Below are 21,526 nucleotides of genomic sequence, written 5' to 3'. Positions count from 1 at the left end.
TGTCCTTCGCTTCCTCAGTCTCGGCCGTACACCATGCGCATGAGGTCGTCGACGTCCATGGAGTCCACGTCCGTGTTGGCGCCCTCCTCCTCGGCTGCGCCGTCCTCCCCCGCGTCCCCCGCCGCCACTCCCGTGTCCAGGGCGAGCAGGGCCTCCAGGAGTCCGGCCGAGCGCAGCCGGTCCACGGGGATCCGGGCGAGCGCGGCGCGGACCCGCTCGTCGCCCCCGGCCGCCTGGGAGGCGTCGATGTCCTCGGGGGCGAGCTCCGCGCTCAGGTGGGCGGCCAGGACCCGGGGCTCGGGGTGGTCGAACACGGTGGTGGCCGACACGTCCAGACCGGTCGCGGCGCTCAGGCGCTCGCCGAGGCGGACCGCGCCCAGGGAGTCCAGGCCCATCTCCAGGAAGCCCTGGTCGGAGCGGACGTCGCGCGGGGAGGCGTGGCCGAGCAGCGCGGCCGACTCCCGGCGCACCAGGTCCAGCAGCGCCTCGGTGCGCTCGTCATCGCCCAGAGCGGTGAGGTCGGCGCGCGCGCCGGGCGCGGCACCGCCCCCGGCGGCGGTCGCCCCGGCGCCGGTCTCGACCACGACGCGGCCCCCGGCCGGCGGGTTCATCCAGTAGCGCTCGCGCTGGAAGGGGTAGGTGGGCAGGGCGGTCACCGGACCGGGCGGCAGGTAGGCGGACCAGTCCACGTGCGCGCCCCGGGCGTGCAGGGCGGCCAGCCCCTCGGCGAACCCGCGCTGCTCGTCGCGCTCCCCGCCGAGCAGCGCGGTGACCCGCGCCCCCCGGTCCCCGCCCAGGCAGGACTGCACCATGGAGCTGAGCACGCCGCCCGGGCCGACCTCCACGAACTCGGTGACCCCGGCCTTGTGCAGGTGGGCGACGCCGTCGGCGAAGCGGACGGCCTCGCGCACGTGCCGCACCCAGTAGCCGTGCTCGCGGACCTCCTCCCCCGCACGGGCTCCGGTCAGGTTGGACACCAGGGGGAGGACGGGCCTGTGGTAGGAAACGCGTTCGGCGGCGCGGGCGAAGGCGCCGAGCATGGGGTCCATGAGCGGGGAGTGGAAGGCGCGGGAGACCGTCAGCCGCTTGGTGCGGCGGCCCTGCCGGGCGAAGTGGTCGGCCAGGGCGGCCACGGCCGTCTCCTCCCCGGACAGCACGACGCTGTCGGGCGCGTTGACGGCCGCGACGGAGAGCTGTCCGCCGGAGCGGGCGACCGCCTGGCGGGCCTCCCGCTCCTCGGCCTGGACCGCGACCATCGCGCCGCCCTCGGGCAGGTCCTGCATGAGCGCACCGCGGGCGGCGACCAGGGCGGCGGCGTCCTCCAGCGTGAACACGCCCGCCGCGTACGCGGCGGCCAGTTCGCCGATGGAGTGGCCGACGACGTGGTCGGGGACCACGCCCAGCGACTCCAGCAGCCGCACCACGGCCACCTCGACCGCGAAGACCCCAGCCTGGGTGTAGAGGGTCTGGTCCAGCAGTTCGGCCTCGGCGGTGCCCTCCCGCGCCCACATCACCGTGCGCAGCGGACGCGGCAGGTGGCAGTCCAGGGCGTCGACGGCCTCGTCCAGCGCACGGGCGAAGGCGGGGTGGGCCTCGTACAGGCCGCGGCCCATGCCCAGGCGCTGGGATCCCTGACCGGAGAAGACGAAGGCCACGGAGCCGCCCGTGTCCGCGCGCCCGCGCACGAGGGCGGCGTCGGGGCGCCCCTCGGCCAGGGCGTCCAGGGCGGCGGTGAGGCCGCCGGTGTCGGAGGCCAGGACGACGGCGCGGTCCTCCAGGCGCGCGCGGGTGGTGGCCAGGGCACGGGCCGTGGCCACCAGGGCCGCGTGTTCCCCGGGGCCGCCCTCGGGTTCGCGGCCCGGATCGGTGGCCGGCGCGGCGCCCAGGTGGGCCGACAGGCGCGCGGCCTGTGTCCGCAGGGCCTCCTCCCCTCGCGCGGAGACCACGAACGGCAGGGTCCGCGGGGCCGGGACGGGTCCGCTCTCCCGCGCGGAGGCCGGGGCCCCGGTGTCGGCGGCCTCTGCGGGCGGCGCCTCCAGGATGACGTGGGCGTTGGTTCCGCTGATCCCGAAGGAGGAGACCCCGATCCGGGCGGGCCGGCCCAGGTCGGGCAGCGGGTGCGCCCGGGTGGCCAGGCGGACCGCGCCGGAGTCCCAGTCCACGTGGGTCGAGGGCTCCTCGGCGTGCAGGGTGGGCGCGACGGTCCCGTGCAGCAGGGACTGCACCGCCTTGACCACACCGCTCACCCCGGCCGCGGCCTGGGTGTGGCCGATGTTGGACTTGAGCGAGCCCACCAGCAGCGGGGCCCCGCGCTCTCCCCCGTAGGCCTCGATGAGGGCCTGGGCCTCGATGGGGTCGCCCAGGGTGGTCCCGGTGCCGTGGGCCTCGACCGCGTCCACCCCGTCCGGGGAGATTCCGGCGTCGTCCAGGGCGGCCCGCACCACGGACACCTGGGAGGGCCCGTTGGGCGCGGTGAGCCCGTTGGAGGCGCCGTCCTGGTTGACCGCGCTGCCCCGGACCAGGGCGAGCACGCGGTGTCCGTTGCGCCTGGCGTCGGAGAGGCGTTCCAGGACCAGCGCGCCCGCCCCCTCGGCGAACCCGGTGCCGTTGGCCCCCGCGCCGAAGGCCCGGCAGCGGCCGTCGGCGGACAACCCCTGCTTGCGGCTGAACTCGGCCAGCACTCCGGGGGTTCCCATGACGGTGGCGCCGCCCACCAGCGCCAGGGAGCACTCCCGCTCGCGCAGGGCGCGCACCGCCAGGTGCAGTGCGACCAGGGAGGAGGAGCAGGCGGTGTCGACGGTCAGCGCGGGACCCGCCAGGCCCAGGGTGTAGGCGATGCGGCCGGAGGCCACGCTGGGCATGGTGCCGGTGAGCAGGTGCCCGTCCTCGGGGGCGTCGGAGAGCCGGGGGCCGTACTCGGCAGCCATCAGCCCCACGTAGACGCCAGTGGGCGTCCCGGCCAGCGAGGAGGGGTCGATCCCGGCGCGTTCGAGGGCCTCCCAGCTCAGTTCGAGCAGCAGGCGCTGCTGGGGGTCCATGGCGGCGGCCTCCTTCGGGGAGATCCCGAAGAACGCGGCGTCGAAGTCGGCGGCGCCCTCCAAGAAGCCGCCCTGGTCCATCGCGGACAGGGGCTCGGAACCGCCGAGCACGGCGTCCAGGTCCCAGCCCCGGTCCTCGGGGAAGGGCCCGATCGCGTCGGTGCCCTGCTCCACCAGATCCCACAGACCCTCTGGCGAGTCCACTCCCCCCGGCAGCCTGCACCCCATGCCCACGACGGCCACGGGGTCGCTTCTGCGGTCCAGTTCCCGGTTGCGGCCGCGCAGGCGCTCGTTCTCCTTGAGAGCGGAGCGCAGCGCGGCGACGAGCTTGGTGTTCTGAGCGCTATCGGTAGCCATCAGCCGTCTCCTGTTCACCGTCGGACGCGGCCCCCTCCCGGCCCAGGGCCAGGTGCAGGAGGTCCTCCACGTCCATGTCGTCGATGCTGCTGCCCGCGTCACCGGGCTCCGTCTCCGGTTCGGCGTTCCCGGACCTCCGCGCGTCCCCGGGTTCCTCCGGTTCGGCGGGGAAGAGCAGGCCCTCCAGGAACCGGGCCAGGGCTCGCGGGGTGGGGTGGTCGAACACCGCGGTCGCGGGCAGGCGCAGGCCGGAGGCGGCGCCCAGCCGGTTGCGCAGCTCGACCCCGGTCAGGGAGTCCAGGCCCAGCTCGCGGAAGGGGCGGTCGGCCGGGACCTGGCCCGCGTCCTGCCGGGACAGGACGAGCGCGGTGCGCTCGCGCACCTCGGTGAGCAGCAACCGTCCGCGTTCGGCCGGGGCCAGCCCGGTCAGACTCCGCCGCGACAGCGGCGGCTCCCCGCCGCCGCCCGCGCCCGGGTCATCCTCCCCGGCGGGTCCGGCGAGCTCGCGCAGGATCGGCAGGTCGGCGCCGTCCCCCAGGTTGAGCAGGGCGGGAACCAGGACGTCGCCCCCCAGGTAGAGGGCGGCGTCCATCTTGGCCAGGGCGCGGTCGACGGGCATCGGGAGCAGTCCGGCGCGGCCCAGGGCGCCCAGGTCACCGCCGTCCAGGTGGGCGGTCATCCCGCTGGCCTCGTCCCACAGGCCCCAGGCCAGCGACAGGGCGGGGAGCCCGCGCTCGCGGCGCAGGCGTGCGAGCACGTCCAGGAAGACGTTGGCCGCCGCGTAGTTGGCCTGCCCCGGGCTGCCCAGGGTCCCCGTCACCGAGGAGAACAGGACGAAGGCGCCCAGGTCCAGGTCCGCGGTCAGCTCGTGCAGGTTCCAGGCGGCGTCCACCTTGGGCCGCAGCACCGCCTCCAGCCGTTGGGCGTCCAGGGACAGCACGGTGGCGTCGTCGAGCACCCCCGCCGTGTGGACGACGGCGCGCAGCGGCCGCTCCCCGGGCAGGGAGTCGATCAGGCGGGCCAGCGCGTCGCGGTCCGCGGCGTCGCAGGCGTGCACCTCCACCTGCGCGCCCAGGCGCCGCAGTTCGTCGGTGCGCCCGTCCTGGCCCCGCGCGGCGGCACCGCTGCGGCTGATCAGGGTCAGGTGGCGCACCCCGTACCCGGTGACCAGGTGCCGGGCCACCTGGTGGCCCAGGGTGCCGGTGCCCCCGGTGACCAGGACGGTGCCGTCCTGGGGGAAGGGCGCCGGGACGGCCAGGACCACGGCCCCGTCCGGGTCGGTGGGTGCCAGGTGCGCGTCACGCAGGTCGTGGACGTCCACCGGGAGCGGGCTGAGGACACCGGAGGCGAACAGCTCCATGACGCGGGTGAGCATCTGCCCGACCCGCTCGGCGTCCACGTCCGCCAGTCGGAAGGCCTCGTAGCCGCGCCCCGGGTGGTCGGCGACCGGGGGTTCGGCCCCGTCGCGGGGACCGGTCCCGGTCATCTCCACGAACCGGCCGCCCACTCCGCCGCCGTCGGAGGGCGCGACGAGCAGGCCCATCAGGGCGTCGACACCGTCCCCGGCACGCGTGTCCAGGACCACGTCCACGCCCCTGCCCCCGTTGGCCTCGCGCACGGCGGCGGCGAAGCCGGGGTCGCGGCTGGAGGCCAGGCAGTCCTCGGACAGCCCCAGGCCGACCAGCAGCGGCCACTGGCGCGGGTCGGCGGTGGCCAGGACGTGGGCGCCCATGTGGCGGGCGAGCTGCACCGCGACCGGTCCGGCGCCGCGGGCCGCGTCGTGCACCAGGACGCTCTCCCCGGGGCGCACGGCCGCCAGGTCGACCAGGGCGTGGTAGGCCGTCAGCGCGGGGAACGGGACGGCCGCGGCCTCCTCCAGGCCCCACTCGCGCGGAACCCGTGCGAGCAGGCGCCGGTCGGCGACGGCCGTCGTGGCGAAGGCGTCGTCGAACAGGCCGGTGACGCGGTCGCCGGGGACCAGGTCGTGCACCTGCGCGCCCGTCTCCAGGACCACGCCTGCGCCCTGTGCGCCGGTGCGCCGGACGGAGGCCTCCACGTCGGGGGCCGCACCGGCGGCGCGGACCGCGACACGCACCTGGTGCCCCTCCAGCGGCGCCGCGGCGGCGGGTGCCGCCGACAGAGCGGAACCGTCCGGGCCGCCGACCTCGATCCGCCAGGCCGGACCGGGCGGCACGGGGACGTCGTCCGCATGCGCCGGGACCAGGCGCGGCGCCAGGACCCGACCCGAGCGCAGGGCCAGCTGAGGCTCGCCGAGCGTCGCGGCCGCGGGCAGGACGCGGTGGGAGTCCTCTGACCCGTCGGAGTCCACCAGCACGAACCGGTCGGGATGCTCGCGCTGGACCGAGCGCAGCAGGCCCCACACCGGTGAGGCCGCCGGGCCGCCCAGCCGGTCCTCGGGAGAGGTGGACACCGAGCGCCAGGTCACCAGAACCAGGCGGGCGTGCGCGAACCGGTCCTCGGACAGCCACGTGCGCACGGTGTCCAGGACCGCGTGCAGCCCCTCGTACACCGAGGAGGGGACGGGGTCGTGGTCGGCGTAGACCGCGCGCGGGGGCAGCTCGGCGTAGACGGTGTCGGGGACGGGCGCGTCGGGGGCCAGGTCGCCCAGGGCGGCCAGTCCGATGGGCACCCGCGCGGCCGGTTCCGGCGCCGGAACCGGGTCCCAGCGCACCCGGTAGAGCCCGGGCTCCTCGTCGGGGGCCGGGGGCAGGTCCTCGGCGTCGATCGGGCGCAGCGCCAGCTCGTCCACGCCGACCGCCAGGTCTCCCCGTTCGTCGAAGGCGGTGAGACGGTGGCGGTCGCCGCCCAGCGGCTCCAGGACCACGCGCAGCTCGGCCGGCGGCGGGCCGTCGCGGTCGGGGACGCGCATCCCGCTCCACGCGAACGGGACCAGGGGCGGACCGTCCCGGCTCTCGCCGAAGAGCAGCACGGCGTGCAGGGCCGCGTCCAGCAGCGCCGGGTGGGGGCCGCGGAAGGCTCCCCCGCGGTGCCCCTCGGGCAGGGCGACCGTGGCCAGCAGCGTGTCACCCCGCCCCCGCCACACCGATCGCAGCCCGCGAAAGACCGGCCCGTAGGCGTAGCCGCGCCGCGCCAGCCGCCCGTAGTCCTCGTCATACCCGAACGGCGCCGGGGCCGCCTCCGGCGGCGGCCAGGCCCCCGCGGACGGAGCCTCCCCGCCGGTGTCGGGTTCCAGCGCGCCCGAGGCGTGCCGGGTCCACTCCCCCGCGTCGGGGCCGCGCGAGTGCACGCTCACCGCGCGGCGCCCGCGCGCGTCGGGCGCGGCGACGGTCACCTGCACGGAGGTCTCCCCGCCCCGGGGCAGGATGAGGGGCCGCTCCAGGGTCAGGTCGGCCACGGCGGCGGCGCCGGTGTGCGCTCCGGCGTACAGGGCCAGTTCGGCCAGCGCCGTCCCGGGCAGGACGACCCGGCCCAGGAGCCGGTGGTCGCGCGTCCAGGGGTGGGCGGCCTCACCGATCCGGCCGCCGAACACGGTGCTGCCGTCGACCAGCTCCAGGCCCGGTCCGTCCAGCAGCCGCGGGGCCGCGGCGGGGGCCGCCTCCGGGGCGGGGGGCCGGGTCCAGTGTCTGCGGCGCTGGAAGGGCAGGTCCACCATGCTGACCGGGGCGCCCTCGTCGACGACCCCCTCCAGCACCAGGTGGGCGTTGGTGCCGCTGATGCCGAAGGAGGACACGGCGGCGCGCCGGGGACGGCCGGTGTCGGGCCAGGGCTCGTTCTCCCGGAGCAGGCGCACCCCGGCGTCCTCCCAGTCCACCTGCGTGGTGGGAACGTCGGCGTGCAGGGTCCGGGGCAGCCGTCCGTGGCGCAGGGCCTGCACGGTCTTGATCACCCCGGCGACCCCGGCCGCGGCCTGGGCGTGCCCGATGTTGGACTTGAGCGAGCCCAGGCGCAGCGGTTCCCCGTCCCGGTCCCGGCCGTACACCGCGATGAGCGCCTTGGCCTCGATGGGGTCGCCCAGACGCGTGCCGGTGCCGTGCGCCTCGACCGCGTCCACCTCGCCCGGCTCCAGTCCGGCGTCGGCCAGGGCGCTGCGGATCAGCCGCTGCTGGGCCTGCGGGTTGGGCGCGGTGAGCCCGTTGCTGGCGCCGTCGGAGTTGACCGCGCCGCCCCGGATCAGGGCCAGGACGGGGCGTCCGGCCCGGCGGGCCCGGGAGGCGCGCTCCAGCAGCAGTACTCCGGCGCCCTCGGCCCAGGCCGTGCCGTCGGCGCCCTCCCCGAAGGCACGGCAGCGGCCGTCGGCGGACAGCCCCCGCTGGGCGGCGAACTCCAGGAGCATGCCGGGCGTGGCCATGACGGTCGCTCCCCCGGCCAGTGCCATGGCGCACTCGCCCCGGCGGATGGCCTCGGCGGCCTGGTGGACGGCGACCAGGGAGGAGGAGCAGGCGGTGTCGATGGTCATGGCCGGGCCGTTGAGCCCCAGCACGTAGGCGATGCGGCCCGAGGCCACACTCAGGGTGGACCCGGTGAGGCGGTACCCGCCGTCGTTGCCGCGCACGGGGTCGGCCAGGCGCGGACCGTAGTCACTGGGCATGGCCCCCACGAAGACGCCCACGTTCTCCGCGCGCAGGGCCTCGTCGGACAGCCCGGCGCGCCGGACCGCCTCCCAGGAGGTCTCCAGCAGCAGCCGCTGCTGGGGGTCCATGGCGTCGGCCTCGCGCGGGGAGATACCGAAGAAGTCGGCGTCGAAGAGGTCGGCGTCGTACAGGAAGCCGCCCCGACGGGTGTAGGTGCGCCCGGGCGCGCCCGGCTCGGGGTCGTAGAGGGAGTCCAGGTCCCAGAATCGGTTGTCGGGCAGATCGCCCGTGGCGTCCACGCCGTCCTCGACCAGGCGCCACAGCTGCTCGGGCGAGGAGACGCCTCCCGGCAGGCGGCAGGCCATCGCGGTGATGGCGACGGGGTCGTCCTCGTCGGCGGGCCGGGCCGGTGCGGGGGCGGGCGCGGGCACGGGAGCCGGCCGCGACGGCGCGGAGGCGGTGGTGACCTCCTCCCGCCCCAGTTCGGTGACCAGGAAGGCGGCCAGCTCAGCCGGGGTGGGCAACTCGAACAGGACGGTGTCCTCCAGGCGGACCCCGGTCCGCTCCTCCAGCTCGTCGCCCAGTTCGAGCGTCATGATGGAGTCGAAGCCCAGGTCCCGGAAGGCCCGTTTCTCCTCACCCGGGTCCAGTGCCTCCCGGTCAAGGACGCGGGCGGTGTGCTCGCACACCAGCTCCAGGACCGGAGCCGTGCGCTCCCGCGCCCGCTGGTCGTCCTCGCTCTCGGGGGCCGGGGCCCCGGAGGCGGGACGGCGCGCGGCCAGGTCGTCGGGCCAGTGACGCCGGCGCTGAAACTGGTAGGGGGGCAGGTCGATGCGCCGCGCGCCGGTGCCCTCGAACAGCATGGGCCAGTCGATGTCCACACCGGTGGTGAAGGCCCGCGCCGCCGCCGTGAGCAACTGGGCCTGGTCGCCGTCGCCCCGGCGCAGGGTCTCCAGCACGTGCCCCCGCACACCCGCCGCCTCCAGGGAGCGCCGCACCCCGTAGGAGAGCACCGGGTGCGGGCCGACCTCGATGAAGACGCGCCTCCCGTCGGCGATGAGCGCGCCGACCGCCGAGGCGAACAGGACCGGCTCGCGCAACGCCGTGTACCAGTACCCGGCGTCCAGGGCGGGGCCGTCCCCGTCCAGGCGCGCGCCGACGAGCGTGGAGTAGAAGGGGATCCGCGGCGCCCGCCAGCGCACCTCGCCCAGGTCACGGACGATCGTGTCGCGGATGCGCTCCACGTGCGCCGAGTGCGAGGCGTAGTCCACGTCGACCAGCGCCCCGTGCACACCCCGGTCCACACAGCGCTCCACGGCCTCGCGCACCGCGCGCGGGCTCCCCGAGACCACCACCGCCTCGGGGCCGTTGACCGCGGCCACGTTCAGGTCGGGGATGTCGGCCGCGAGCTCGGCGGCCTCCTCGGCCGTGACGCCCAGCGAGGCCATCCCGCCGCTGCCCGACAGCGCGGTCAGCGCCCGGCTGCGCAGCGCCACGATACGGGCCGCCTCCTCCAGGGACAGCGCACCCGACACACACGCCGCGGCCAGCTCACCCTGCGAGTGCCCGACCACCGCCGAGGGCCGCACCCCCAGGTCCTCCCACACGCCCGCCAGGGAGACCATGACCGCCCACAGCGCCGGCTGCACCACGTCCGCCCTGGAGCCCTCGCCCGTCAGCGGGGGTGCCTGGGAGTCGCCGCGCAGCACCGCCGAGACCGACCAGTCCGTGTGGGGCTCCAGCGCCCTCTCGCACTCGCGCAGGCGCCGGGTGAAGGCCTCGGCCAGCACCCCCTCGCCGTCGAGCAGGCTGCGGCCCATCCCCGCCCACTGGCCGCCCTGTCCGGGGAAGACGAGGACGGGGCCGTCGTGGCCGGGCTCGGTGTCGGGACCGCCCTCCAGGCGGACCGACTCCAGTTCGCGGTCGCTGTCTTCCCCGGGGGCCAGGACCACCGCGCGGTGCTCCATGACGTCGCGGGTGGTGGCCAGGGACAGGCCCACGTCGTGCGCCCTGACGCCGGGCCGGGAGGAGACGTAGGCGTGCAGCGCGGAGGCCTGGGCGCGCAGGGCCTCGGGCGAGCGGGCGGTGAGCACCCAGGGCACCGGGTCCAGGACGCGCTTGGTCACCGGGTCGGAGCCGGTCCGCTCGGGCACGGGCCCCGGCCCCAGGACCAGGTGGCAGTTGGTGCCGCCCATGCCGAAGGAGGACACCCCCGCCAGGGGGGTGTGGGTCGGCCAGGGCTCGCGCCGGGTCTGCACCGACAGCCCGAGGCCGTCCAGGTCGATGTCGGGGTGGGGTTCGGCGAAGTTCAGGGTGGGCGGGATCTGCTGGTGGTCCAGGCTGAGCACCGTCTTGACCAGGCCGACGACGCCCGCCGCGCCCTCCAGGTGTCCGACGTTGGTCTTCGCCGAGCCCACCCGCAGCGGTTCCTCGGCGCCCCGGCCGAAGACGCCGCCCAGGGCCGCCGCCTCCACCGGGTCGCCCGCCGGAGTCCCGGTACCGTGCAGCTCCACGTAGGCGACCTGGCCGGGGTCCTTGCCCGCGTCGGCGTAGGCCGCGCGGATCACCGCCTCCTGCCCGTCGACGGTGGGGCGGGTGAGGAACTCGCCCGCGCCGGAGTTGTTGACCGCCCCGCCGTGGATGACGGCGTGGACGCGGTCGCCGTCGGCCAGGGCCCGGCCGAGGGGTTTGAGCACGACCACGGCCCCGCCCTCACCGCGCACGTAGCCGTTGGCCCGGGAGTCGAAGGTGTGGCAGCGCGCGTCCGGGGAGAGCCCGCCGAACCTGGCGACGCTCTCGGTGCTCTCGGCGACCAGGATGAGGTTGACCCCGCCCGCCAGCGCGACGTCGGAGTCGCCCCGGCGCAGGCTCTCCACCGCCAGTTGCACGCCCACCAGGGAGGAGGACTGCCCGGCGTCGACGGTCAGGCTCGGCCCGACCAGGCCCAGGGCGTGGGAGACCCGGTTGGCGATCATGCTGCGGTGGGTACCCGTCAGCGTGTGGTGGGTGATGGCCCCGGCCCCGCCGCGGTCGTACAGGAGCGCGTAGTCGGAGCCGATGGCCCCGGTGAACACGCCCACCCGCGCGCCCCGCAGCGTGCCGGGCGCCGTCCGGGAGTTCTCGACCGCCTCCCAGCTCAGTTCGAGCATCAGGCGCTGCTGGGGGTCCATGGCCAGCGCCTCGCGCGGGGAGATACCGAAGAAGGCGGCGTCGAAGTCCTCGGCGTTGTCGAGGTAGCCGCCCCAGGTACTCCCGCGTCCCGTGGGGGGCTCGCCCAGCCGGGCGGGCGGCGGGGTGATGGCCTCGCGCCCCTCGCACAGCAGCCGCCAGAAGGCGTCGGGCGTGCGCGCGCCCGGGAGCCGGCAGGAGAGTCCGACGACTGCGATGGGCTCCCAGGGGCCGTGGGCCGGGGCTCCGTCTGATCTGCCGCTCACGATCGCTGCCTTTCCTCTCGCCCACCCGTCACCCGCCGCCCCGGAAAACACCCGGGGGCGCTTACCCCCACCTCGCGTCCGAGGAGACCCGGCGGTATTCGCGTCCGTGCATATGCACAAGACCGGGGTTTCCCCGCCGCGTCAAGGGCGGTTTCGGTGTGACGGTTCGTTCCATGTCCACGGAAGACCGCCGAGGGGACAAGGAGTAACTTGCCCCACAATGGGCCATTGGGGACTAACAGGCACCAACCCGAAAGAGCGTAACGGTTGCTCACAACCGCTGACAACGAACTCCGCTTTTTCGGACGCTTGATTCGGACAACCGTATGGGGAATTAATGCATGCCAGAATGGGGGCGGAACACAAAGTGCCCGGCGCCCCTCAGGGCACCGGGCACCAGATCGCGGAGGCGGCACGTTCGCCCTCAGTCCCCGTGCCTCTCCTTGACCTCCTCGATGTACCGCATGGCGGCCTCCGGGTTGAACAGCCAGTTCTTGAAGTCGGAGGGGTTGTCCCACGCCTGGATCCAACGGTCGCCGACCTCGCGGTAACGGGCGGCGGCCTCCATCACCACTCCCAGGTGGGGAGGCAGTTCGCGCTCCCACAGCGTGGAGGCGAACTCCGCCCACTCCTGATTGTCCTGACCGAATTCCCAGAAACGGTCGAACGCCGCGACCAGGAAGTCGTCGTCGAAGGGCTGGTCGCCGCGTTCGATGATCGCCTCCAGGTAGGCCTGGGCGCACCGGGTGGAGTTGTTCCAGCTCTGTCCGGTGTAGGGGTCCATGGTGACCACCACGTCGGCCATGCCCAGGACGCTGCCCCCGTTGGGCAGCTTGCCCACCGGGTTGCGGACCTGCGGCGTGAGCTCCTCGACCAGTGTGCTGCGGCCGTCGGTGAGGTTGGCGTCCTTGATCCGCTCGAAGGCGTCGGGCGCGTGCTTCCTCAGCAGGTCCTTCATCCGGCGCAGCTGCTCCTCCTGGCCTGGCCGGTCCGGCCAGGCGTCCATCGGACCGCCCTTGCGGTCCACGAGCAGGAGGTTGTGGCAGGGCCCGTCCTGGCCGAGCATCGGGATGAGCATGAGGTTGCCCGCGCTCTGGGCCGTGGCCGCCCAGCCGATGTTGTCGTCGCCCTCGGGGTCGGGCCACACGTCGTAGATGTGTGCCTGGGCGATGGAGCGGGGCCTGGCACCGCTGAAGCGGCTCGTGTCGTTGTCGAAGAGCTGTCCCAGCTCACCGTGGCCGACGGCCACGATGATCAGGTCGAACATCCGCGAGAAGTAGTCCAGATCGGTGACGGTGACCCCGTGGATCACCACCTTGCCTCCCCGGTCCTCGAAGAACTCCAGCCAGTCGGCCATCTTCACCCGGCGGTCGACCGAGACGGAGTAACCGTTGCCCGGATGCGAGCTACCGCTGAAAGCGCTCGACACCCCGCCCTCCATGTACATGAACAGCTTCTGCTCACGGATCTGGGGAGCCAGCGCACTCCAGAAGTCGAGGTCGAACTTGCGCTCGTACTCCAGAGCGGTGGGGAAGGTGAACTGGGCGACCGAGCAACGACCGGTCCGGATCTCCATCGAGGACTGCCCCGTGATCACCGTGACGTCGTATCCATGGGTGAGGAGCCCATGGGCCAGGTGCAGGCCGGCGTGGCCCGCGCCGACGATAAGGATCTTGCGCATTGTCGCTAACTTTCCTGGGGAATCTGCGGGGCGGTGGGAAGACCGGGGTCTCCCCGTCCGTCAGGCGACGGGCTCGCTGGCGCGGTTGTGCTCCAACGCGTACCGGAGCAGCGTCTTGAGCACCTCACCCCCGGACAGGCGGTTCCGGGCGTCGAAGTCGATGATCGGCACCTCGGGACTGACCTCCAGCGCCTCGCGGACCTGCTCGGAGGTGTACTCGAGGCGGCCCTCGAACTTGTTCAGCGCCACGATGTAGGGGATGCGCTTGTTCGTCTCGAAGTAGTCGACCGCGTCGAAGGAGTCCGCGAGCCTCCGGCAGTCGACCACGACGACGGCACCCACCGCGCCGCGGACCAGATCGTCCCACATGAACCAGAAACGCGCCTGGCCCGGTGTGCCGAACATGTACATGACCAGTTCGTCGTCGATGGTGATGCGACCGAAGTCCATCGCGACGGTGGTGGTCGTCTTGTCGGGTGTGATCGAGGTGTCGTCATGACCGATGCTGGCCTCGGTCATGATCGCCTCGGTCGTGACAGGGGGAATCTCCGACACCGAGCGCACCAAGGTCGTCTTGCCGGCGCCGAAGCCCCCGGCGATGACGATCTTGCTCGACATCTTCTTGCGATTCGACCTCTTGTCACTGGAAAAGTCGTTCGAGACCACGAAGAGCCCTCTCCAGAACCTGGTTTTCCGATGGACTGCTGCCGGTGATGGTCGGGTGGATGTACACGAGGTCCTGTTCGGCCAGGTCGCTGACCAGGACCTGGGTGACGCCCAGGGGGATGTTCAACTCGGCCGACACCTCGGCCAGCGACCGGGTCTCCCGGCACAGCTTGTAGATACTGATCGACTCCGGCATGAGGGTGCCAGGAGGTTCCTGCCCGGGCTCGGACGTCGAGACCAGGGTCTGCACCATCAGCGGATGCCGCGACCGTGTCCGCCCACCCGTGAAGGTGAACGGACGGACACGGTTACTCCTTCGCCTGCGGAAGCTCATAGCCGAGGCAACCTCTCCTCCCGAACGGGCACCGTCGTCAGTTCTGGATGACCTCGCGCAGCTGCGAGCGCAGCTGCGGCGTGAGCACGTGGGCGACGTTCTCCACGAGCTTGGTCATCTGGAAGCCGACGATCTTGAGCTCGGTGCCCGGGGCGGTGAGCACCGCCATGCAGGAGCCGTCGCTGATCGCCATGATGAACAGGTGGCCGTGGTTGAAGCGGACCAGCAGCTGTTCGCACTCGCCCCTCTGGAAGAGGTTGGCGCCGCCGACGGCGAGGCTGTGCAGGCCGCTGGCGATGGCCGCGAGCTGCTCGGCGTGCTCCTCGGGGAAGTCGCTGGAGTGTGTCAGGACCAGGCCGTCGGAGGAGACCACGACGGCGTGCTCGACACCGCGCACGTCACGGACGAAGCGGTCGATGAGCCAGGAGAAGTTCTCAACACTGTCGTTCACGGATTCAGTCATCGCTGTGCCTTACCTGCCTGGGCCGAGGGTCGTGTTCGCTGCTGTGGTGTCTGCGGGGGCACGCCGGGAGGGGCGCCCTGGACGGGGTCGGGAACCGTCACTTCTTGTCGTCCTTGGGCTCGTCGCCGCCCTCGCGGGCCTCGCGCTCGCCGTCGAAGAAGTCGCCGAGCTCGTCGCGGATCTGCTCGGCCCGGGCCTCGCCGGTGAGCCTGGGCGGGGTGTCCTCGCGGGCCTGGGGCGCGGCGTCCGGCTTCTGCCCGGGGCGGGGCATCATCCGCAGGGGCGATCCGTGCGGGGTGGCGCTGCGCCGGGGCAGCCCGGCGGAGGTCACCGCCGAACCGCTCGCCGCGGAGGGCCTGCCCGTGCCGTTGGCGGCGGGGCGGGCGGGAGCCGGGGCGGGCGCGACGGGCTTGGCGGGCGGGGCGCTCGCCGGGACGGTCGAGGTGCGGGCCTGTCCGGGGGTTCGCGGCGTGGCCACGCGCAGCAGCTCCTTGGGGATGATCGCGTAGGCGCTCACCCCGCGGAAGGATCGGGGTTCGAGCCTGGCTTCCAGCCCGTGCTTCTTGGCGATCCGGCTGGCGACGTACAGGCCCATGTGGCGGGGCACGTCGGCGTCCAGGACGGGTTCGCCGGCGAGGCGGTCGTTGAGTTCGGCGAGCTGCCCCTCGGGGATGCCCACGCCCTCGTCCTCGACGACGATCATGAGGCGCCCGTCGGTCATCTGCTGGGCGCTGATGACGACCTGGGAGTGCTCGGGCGAGTTGGCGGTGGCGTTGTCCAGCAGTTCGGCGAGCAGGTGGCTGATGTCGTCGGCCGCCATACCGGTGATGGAGGTCTGCGGGATCTTGCCCATCCGGACGCGGGGGTAGTCCTTGATCTCGGAGGTGGCGGCGCGGGCCACGTCGAGCAGGGGGACGATCTCGTCGTGGGCGTCGGACTCGCCGCCGTCATGTCCGGTGAGCACCAGGAAGTTTTCCCCGTTGCGCCGCATACGGGTCGCGAAGTTGTCGATCTGGAAGAGCTTGTCGAGCAGGTCGGGGTCCTGGGCGTCGGTCTCCAGCTCCTCGACCATCTCCAGCAGGGCGTCCACGAGCGACAGGTCGCGCATGGCCAGACCCGCGAGGGCCTCGTTGAGGAGGCTGTCGCCGCCCTCGGAGGGCGCGGGGGCGGCCGCGGCGGCGGGGGCGATCGCGTCCATGAGGGCCGCCCTGCGCTCGGTCAGCGTCTCGGCGGGGGCCTCGGGAGCCGCTTCGGCGGGCTCCGCGGCGGCCTCGGCCGGGGCCTCCCGCTCCTCTTCCCGCTCGGGCTGCTCCTTGCCCGCGTCCGTGCCGGAGCCCGCGCGGGTCAGGGCCCGGTCCTCGCGCTCGGCGGAGTCGGTCCGGGTCTCGGCGTGCTCGGCGAAGAGCGTGCTGGCCGACTCGGCGCTGATCACCTGCGGCTGCTGTCCGGCGGTGAGCACGATGATGTGCTGGACCGGCTGGCCGTAGGGGTTGTACTGGCCCGGGTAGAACATCGGCTGGCCGTGCATGACGTAGCCGGGGGGCTGGAAGGGCGCCGGGTAGGCGCTCTGGTAGGTGACCAGCGGCTGGGGCGGGTACTGCGCCGGGTAGTGCGCGGGCTGCGCCGGGTAGGGGTGCTGGCCCTGCGGCTGGGGCGCGTAACCGCCGTGCTGCGGCGGCGCGGCGGGGTAGGGCGCCGGGGCGGCCTGCGGGTGCGGCGGGTAGGGGTGGTGGGGCTCCTGCCCGGCCGGGTGGTAGGGGCCGTACTGCGCGCCGGGGGGCGCCTGGTAGGGCGCGGGGGCCGCGTAGGGGTCGTGGCCGACCGGACCGGGGACCGGCTGCTGGGCGTACCCGTGCTGGCCCTGCACCTGCGGGGCCGCGGGGCGCTCGCCCGGCACCTGGTAGGGCTGGGGCGCGGGCCACGCCTGGGGAGGCTGCTGGTGGCCCTGGGCGGGCGCGGCGGCCTGCGGCTGCTCCGGCTGGCGGTGGTCGTCGGCCTGGGGCGCGTCGGCCTGCGGCTGCTCGGTCCGGCGGTGGTCGTCAGCGGCCTGCGGCGGGTCCTGTCGGTGGGAGTCCGCCTGTTCGGGCCGGGGCGAGCGGCCCTGCTCCTCGGGGAGCCGCGTCCGCCCGTGCGGGGCCTCGGCCCGCTGCCGCCCCGCCTGCTCGGGCCGCGGGGCCGGCTGCGGCGTGGTGTCCGCGGGCGCCGCCTGCGTCTGCGCCGCGGGGGCCTGGGGCCGCTCCGCGCGCTCTGTCGGTGAGGAGGTGTCAGTCATGGTGTCCGTGGTGGCGGTGATGGGTGGGGTACGCGGCTCGGGCTCGTCCAGGCCCACGCCGCGCCACTGGTTGACCGGGGAGGCCCCGGTGTCCACGTCGTCGACGTTCACCCGCCGGGTCGTGTAGGGGTTGGGGACGCTGGTCCTGGAGGCGGGTCGGTACCCGTTCTCGGCGGAGCCGGAGAAGGGGCCGGTCGCGGGGGGCGCGGCGTCGCCGCGCTCCGTCGCGCCCGACTCGGGAGCGGACCCGCCCGTGGGCTGGGCGCTGTCCCGGTCCGACGCGCGGCCGGAATTCTGCGAGTGCGGATGCACGGGATGATGCACGGGATTTCCTTGCTGGGTCTCCGGTGAGGGGGGTTCCTGGGCTCTGACCATACGGGAGATGGCTCGTCGGAACCGTCCCTCCCGCCTGGCTCCTTGCCCGTCCTCCGCTGACGTCATCGACCCGCCCCCGCGCGGGTGCGGAGCGGGGCTGTCTCGCGGCGACGGCGCCTCTGCCACAATCTCGTCTCCTCGCGTCGGTGGGGCTGGCTCGGCGGCGGCGCCGCTCCACCGCCCTGCCCGGGGAGGCGGCCGCCCCGGGATCCCGGGCGGGACCCCCGTGGCAGCCGGGTGCCCCGTGCGCCGGAAGAAGGTCTCGGCCGGGGCGCCCCCGCCCGAGCGGGGACCAGACGGGTGCGACACCCCATCCGGAGACAAGTATCCATGCCCCGCACAATTCCTGTACTTCCACCGAGAACCGTCGTTCGGTTCGCCAGACTAACAAAGGTCGACAGCCTTGGCAGACGAATCGGGGAAGCCTCAGAAAAGCACTCGGGGAAGCATCTCTGACGTGCGAGAACACTCTCGTGGAGGTGCTGTGACCCCAGATGTTTTTGTGAGATTTATGGACCCGTGTCTGTTTCCGGCCAGGTGTCAGCAACCCGTCCGCACCGGGGCTAGACGTCCAGCCCGGTCTGCCCCGCGCGGGCGTTGACCAGCGCGGACATGTTCCCCGGCGGCTGGGCGTTGTCCCGGATCAACTGATGGGCCTCCCCGATCTCGTCGAACTCCACGATCCTCGTCACACACGGGTCGAGCTGGCCGCCCGCGACGAGGTCGATCACCATACGGCACTGTGCCGGGGAGGCGAAGTGCGATCCCTGGAGGCGCTTGAGCCGCATCCACAGGAAGCGCAGGTCAACGTCGGCCTGGAAGCCCGAGGTGGCGCCGCACAGCACCACCATCCCGGCGTTGTCACACAGGTAGAGCGAGGTCGGCAGGGTGTCGGCGCCGGTGTGCTCGAACACGATCCGGGGCGCGCGCCGCTCCCCCAGCTCCTCCCAGAAGCGCTTGCCGAAGGCGCGTACCCCACGCATCCAGGAGGCGTAGGCCTGGGTGTCCCCCTCATCCGGAACCCTCCCCCAGTGGTCGAACTCGGTCCGCTGGATCACACCGACCGCGCCCAGTTCGCGGCACATCCGCGCCTTGTCCTCGGTGGAGACCACCGCGACCGGCTTGCCGCCCACCTGCCGGGCCAGCTGGATGGCCGAGGTGCCCAGACCCCCGGCCCCGCCCCAGATCAGCACGGGGTCGCCGGGGCGGACCACGTTGGGCTCCCACCCGAAGAGCTGGCGGTAGGCGGTGGCCGCGCTCACCAGGAAGCCGCCCGCCACGTCCCAGGGCAGGTTCTCTGGCTTGCGGTGGCACTGGATGTCGCGCACCAGGGTGAACTGGCCGAAGGAGCCGAAGTTGTTCTCGTAGCCCCAGACACGCATGCTCTGCGAGGCGATGGGGTCGCGGCCCATGCGGATGTCGTCGGCGCTCTCGTCCCACTGGCCCGGGGCGATGATGACGTGGTCGCCGACCTCCACGCCGCGGACCCCCTCGCCCACGGCCCAGACGACCCCGGCGCCGTCGGAGCCGCCGATGTGGTACTCCTCCGCGGCCCCGACCTTCTCGCGCATGGCGATGACGTCCACGGGGTGGCCCATGGCCGCCCAGACGTTGTTGTAGTTGATGCCCGCGGACATCGTGTAGACGAGGACGTGCCCGGGTTCGAGGCGGGGCACGGGAACGACCTCGCGCGCGAAGGCCTCGCGGGGCTGGCCGTAGCGCTCCCGCCGGAGGGTGAAGGCGTGCATGCGCGCGGGCACGTGGCCCAGCGGGGGCACCTCGCCGAGGTCGTACAGGTCCTTGGGCATGGGGAGGTTCCTTTCAGCGACCGGGGGTGTGGAGGAGGTGTCCGGGCTCACCGGACGGCGACTCGTCCGGGTCGTGTTCCTCGGGTCACGGGTCCGCGGACCCCCGGCGGAACACTCCCGGGAAGCGCACGCGCGTCCGCGCGGCGGCCGGCACGGACGCATGCACGCGCGACCGCGCGGGACGCGGTCCGGGAGGGCGCACGTGCATCTTCCCGTTCGCAGCTGCAAGTCCGGAAATAGGTGTACGGACTGACCGAATCCAAGTCCACAGTGGCGCGGAAGCGCCGCCACCGGGGTGCGACGGTTCTCCGGCGTTCCTCTCCGGGCCGGGACGCCCGGGGCGCGGAACAGCGGGGAGCGGGGGTCATGGCTCTCCTGTCGTTCTTTGTCGCCCTGTCCCCCGCCGCACCCGGAACCCTTCCGAGAACAGCCTTGAACTGGGAGTACAGTGTCTTTTCCCGTGCTTTCGAACGTACGCGAACGCATCCGTCAAACTGCCGCGACGGCGGGCCCAAAACGCATTCCGCGTCGCCGGAGAGGGAGTCGGAGCTTCCCTTCCGGAGACGTTCGCAGAGGAAACGGGCGGTGTTTGCGGCACCACCCTTCTGACGCACAGGAGACTACCTTCCTCAGCCGCGAATGCACATCAAGGGTCATCATTCCGGCACAAAAGAGAGAGTGCGCACAGCGGGGGCGGGGCCGTGCGGCCCCGCCCCCGGGTGCGGTCCGGTCCCCCGGTCCCGTCGGCCCCTACCCGGCAGCCTCCAGGCCGCCCTGCATCAGCGACAGGATGATGTGGTTGTCCCGGTAGATCTGGTTCTGGGCGGCGGGGTGGTCCTCGGGGAAGGACTCCACCCGCGCGCCCTCCAGGGCCGGGGCCAGGTACTTGTAGGTCCAGATCGGGATGCGCGGCAGCAGCTCGTTGAAGACGATCGCCATCGTCTTGAGGGCCTCGGTCTGCTCCTCCTCGGTCTGCGCGGTCTTGGCGACCTCGACCAGCGCCTCCAGGTCCACCTCGCCCCGGCTGGGGCTGTCCACCTTCAGGTCGAAGTCCTGCCCCGGGGTCTCGCCGGTGCGGGCGTTCTCCACCAGGAAGTTCATCTGGAAGGCGCCCCAGTACTGCGGGATCTCCGGGTTGCCCCAGTGGCGCACGGCCACCTCGAAGTCACCTGCGGCCCAGATGCCCCACGGGTTGTCCGCGGGCACGTTGCGCGCGGTCGTCTTGATACCGAAGGCGTTCCAGGCCTCCTCCACCTGGGTGGCGGTCAGCTCGAAGTCGCCCCAGCCCGCGACGCCGATGATCTCGTAGCTGGCCTCCTGACCCTCGGCGGTGTGCCAGACCCCGCCCTCCTTGGTCCAGCCCGCCTCCTCCAGCAGTTCGGTGGCCCGGTCCGGGTCGTGGTCGTAGGCGGCGAACTCCGCGAGCTCCTCGGGGGTGAAGATCTGCTCGGTCTGGAGGTCGACCAGCCCGGAGTAGTACCGCACCCGGTCGTAGGCCTCGCCCCGGGCCACCTGGCCGATCTGGTCGCTGTCGAGCAGGTGCTTGAGCGCCTTGCGCACCCGAACGTCCTTGAGCTCGGGCTTGGCCGCGTAGTTGAACATCAGTCCGCAGCCGTCGTAGCCGGGGTGCTCGATCCACCGGAACCCCTCGACGCCGCGGAACGCCTGCTGGTCGGCGGCGGAGGTGGCCAGGGTCGAGTAGTCGACCTCGCCCTGCTGGATGAGCAGGGAGGCCTGGCGGTTGTCACCCTTGTGGACGACCACCTCCTCGAAGTTCACCTCCTCGCCCCGGTAGCCGGTGCTCTCGCGCACCAGGGTGATCCGCGCGTCGGACATCTGGGCCCGGTCGAAGGTGTAGGGCCCGCTGGTGATGATCTCCTCGGGGTTGAACTCGATGAACTCGGCGTTGAACTCGGTGTGCTCGTCGTCGCCCTGGCGGACGCCGTCGGCCACCATCGTGATCGCGCGCTCCCCGAAGTCGCCGTAGGTCGACTTGGAGAAGATCCGGTGCTTGACGACCTGGAGCTCGATGCCGGGGAAGGGGTTGCCGAAGCGCGCGCGGACGCTGAGGTCGTCCAGCCGCTCCAACTCGGTGATCTGCGGGAAGCCCACCGACCACGCGGGCGCCTCCAGGACCCGGATGGCGTAGTTCTGGTGCAGGTCCTCGGCGGTCAGGTCGGTGCCGTCGCTCCACTTCAGGCCCGGGCGCAGGGTCACGACGAGGTCGTCGCCCTCCCAGGCGCTGTTCTCCAGGAGCAGGTAGTCCCACTCGTGGGTCTCCCAGTTGTAGAACGCGCCCGCGGGCAGGAAGAGGTCGGCGTACACGGAGTTCATCAGCAGCGCGCCGTCCTCCACGGCGACGTTGCGCGTCTGGGCGGCCAGGTCGAAGTCGAAGACGCCGGTGAACTGCGTGGCGCCGCTCTCGGCGTTGTCGCCGCCCGCGCAGGAGGACAGCACTCCGGCGCCGGCGACGCCCGCCGCGCCGAGGCCGATCGTCCGGAGCAGGCGCCTGCGGCTCAGGTCCCGCATCAGGGGGTGGGGGTGG

Annotated in this window: 9 protein-coding genes; all 9 read right to left on the bottom strand. The window is 73.4% G+C overall.

Features of this window, described 5'->3' with window-relative positions:
• Positions 1 to 14: 14 nt before the first annotated feature.
• Positions 15 to 3,395: a type I polyketide synthase gene (locus NDAS_RS02520; protein ID WP_013151549.1), complete on the bottom strand. Its 3,381-nt coding sequence runs from the start codon at positions 3,393 to 3,395 to the stop codon at positions 15 to 17.
• On the bottom strand, positions 3,382 to 11,382 hold the full coding sequence (locus tag NDAS_RS02515; RefSeq protein WP_013151548.1) for a type I polyketide synthase: 8,001 nt from the start codon (positions 11,380 to 11,382) through the stop codon (positions 3,382 to 3,384). Before NDAS_RS02515 ends, NDAS_RS02520 begins: the two co-directional genes overlap by 14 nt.
• A gap of 424 nt (positions 11,383 to 11,806) precedes the next feature.
• A complete protein-coding gene (locus tag NDAS_RS02510; protein WP_013151547.1) occupies positions 11,807 to 13,063 on the bottom strand; it encodes a styrene monooxygenase/indole monooxygenase family protein in 1,257 nt (418 codons plus the stop codon).
• Positions 13,064 to 13,123: 60 nt separating this feature from the next.
• The gene (locus NDAS_RS02505; protein ID WP_041552253.1) at positions 13,124 to 13,681 is read right to left on the bottom strand and encodes a GTP-binding protein; all 558 of its coding nucleotides are present in this window, start codon (positions 13,679 to 13,681) and stop codon (positions 13,124 to 13,126) included.
• Positions 13,682 to 13,703: 22 nt separating this feature from the next.
• The gene (locus tag NDAS_RS02500; protein WP_013151545.1) at positions 13,704 to 14,063 is read right to left on the bottom strand and encodes a DUF742 domain-containing protein; all 360 of its coding nucleotides are present in this window, start codon (positions 14,061 to 14,063) and stop codon (positions 13,704 to 13,706) included.
• Between the two features lie 37 nt (positions 14,064 to 14,100).
• The gene (locus tag NDAS_RS02495; protein ID WP_013151544.1) at positions 14,101 to 14,526 is read right to left on the bottom strand and encodes a roadblock/LC7 domain-containing protein; all 426 of its coding nucleotides are present in this window, start codon (positions 14,524 to 14,526) and stop codon (positions 14,101 to 14,103) included.
• A 97-nt stretch (positions 14,527 to 14,623) separates the two neighbouring features.
• Positions 14,624 to 17,122, bottom strand: a complete 2,499-nt coding sequence (locus tag NDAS_RS02490; protein ID WP_013151543.1) for an ATP-binding protein — start codon at positions 17,120 to 17,122, stop codon at positions 14,624 to 14,626.
• 614 nt (positions 17,123 to 17,736) lie between these two features.
• On the bottom strand, positions 17,737 to 18,981 hold the full coding sequence (ccrA, locus tag NDAS_RS02485; protein WP_013151542.1) for a crotonyl-CoA carboxylase/reductase: 1,245 nt from the start codon (positions 18,979 to 18,981) through the stop codon (positions 17,737 to 17,739).
• Positions 18,982 to 19,731: 750 nt separating this feature from the next.
• Positions 19,732 to 21,510 carry an ABC transporter substrate-binding protein gene (locus NDAS_RS02480; protein WP_013151541.1) on the bottom strand — a complete coding sequence of 593 codons (1,779 nt, stop codon included), beginning with the start codon at positions 21,508 to 21,510 and terminating at the stop codon, positions 19,732 to 19,734.
• Positions 21,511 to 21,526: the final 16 nt, after the last annotated feature.

The organism is Nocardiopsis dassonvillei subsp. dassonvillei DSM 43111, from assembly GCF_000092985.1.
Lineage (GTDB): Bacteria > Actinomycetota > Actinomycetes > Streptosporangiales > Streptosporangiaceae > Nocardiopsis > Nocardiopsis dassonvillei.
The sequence above is the reverse complement of the archived record's forward strand: the minus strand, read 5'-3'. Positions and strand labels throughout refer to the sequence as shown.

What these genes read in the sequence shown, in the direction of transcription:
- NDAS_RS02505 (WP_041552253.1), bottom strand. Translation starts at nt 13,681, where the DNA reads ATGTCGAGCAAGATCGTCATCGCCGGGGGCTTCGGCGCCGGCAAGACG.
- NDAS_RS02500 (WP_013151545.1), bottom strand. Translation starts at nt 14,063, where the DNA reads ATGAGCTTCCGCAGGCGAAGGAGTAACCGTGTCCGTCCGTTCACCTTC.
- NDAS_RS02520 (WP_013151549.1), bottom strand. Translation starts at nt 3,395, where the DNA reads ATGGCTACCGATAGCGCTCAGAACACCAAGCTCGTCGCCGCGCTGCGC.
- NDAS_RS02510 (WP_013151547.1), bottom strand. Translation starts at nt 13,063, where the DNA reads ATGCGCAAGATCCTTATCGTCGGCGCGGGCCACGCCGGCCTGCACCTG.
- NDAS_RS02480 (WP_013151541.1), bottom strand. Translation starts at nt 21,510, where the DNA reads ATGCGGGACCTGAGCCGCAGGCGCCTGCTCCGGACGATCGGCCTCGGC.
- ccrA (WP_013151542.1), bottom strand. Translation starts at nt 18,981, where the DNA reads ATGCCCAAGGACCTGTACGACCTCGGCGAGGTGCCCCCGCTGGGCCAC.
- NDAS_RS02495 (WP_013151544.1), bottom strand. Translation starts at nt 14,526, where the DNA reads ATGACTGAATCCGTGAACGACAGTGTTGAGAACTTCTCCTGGCTCATC.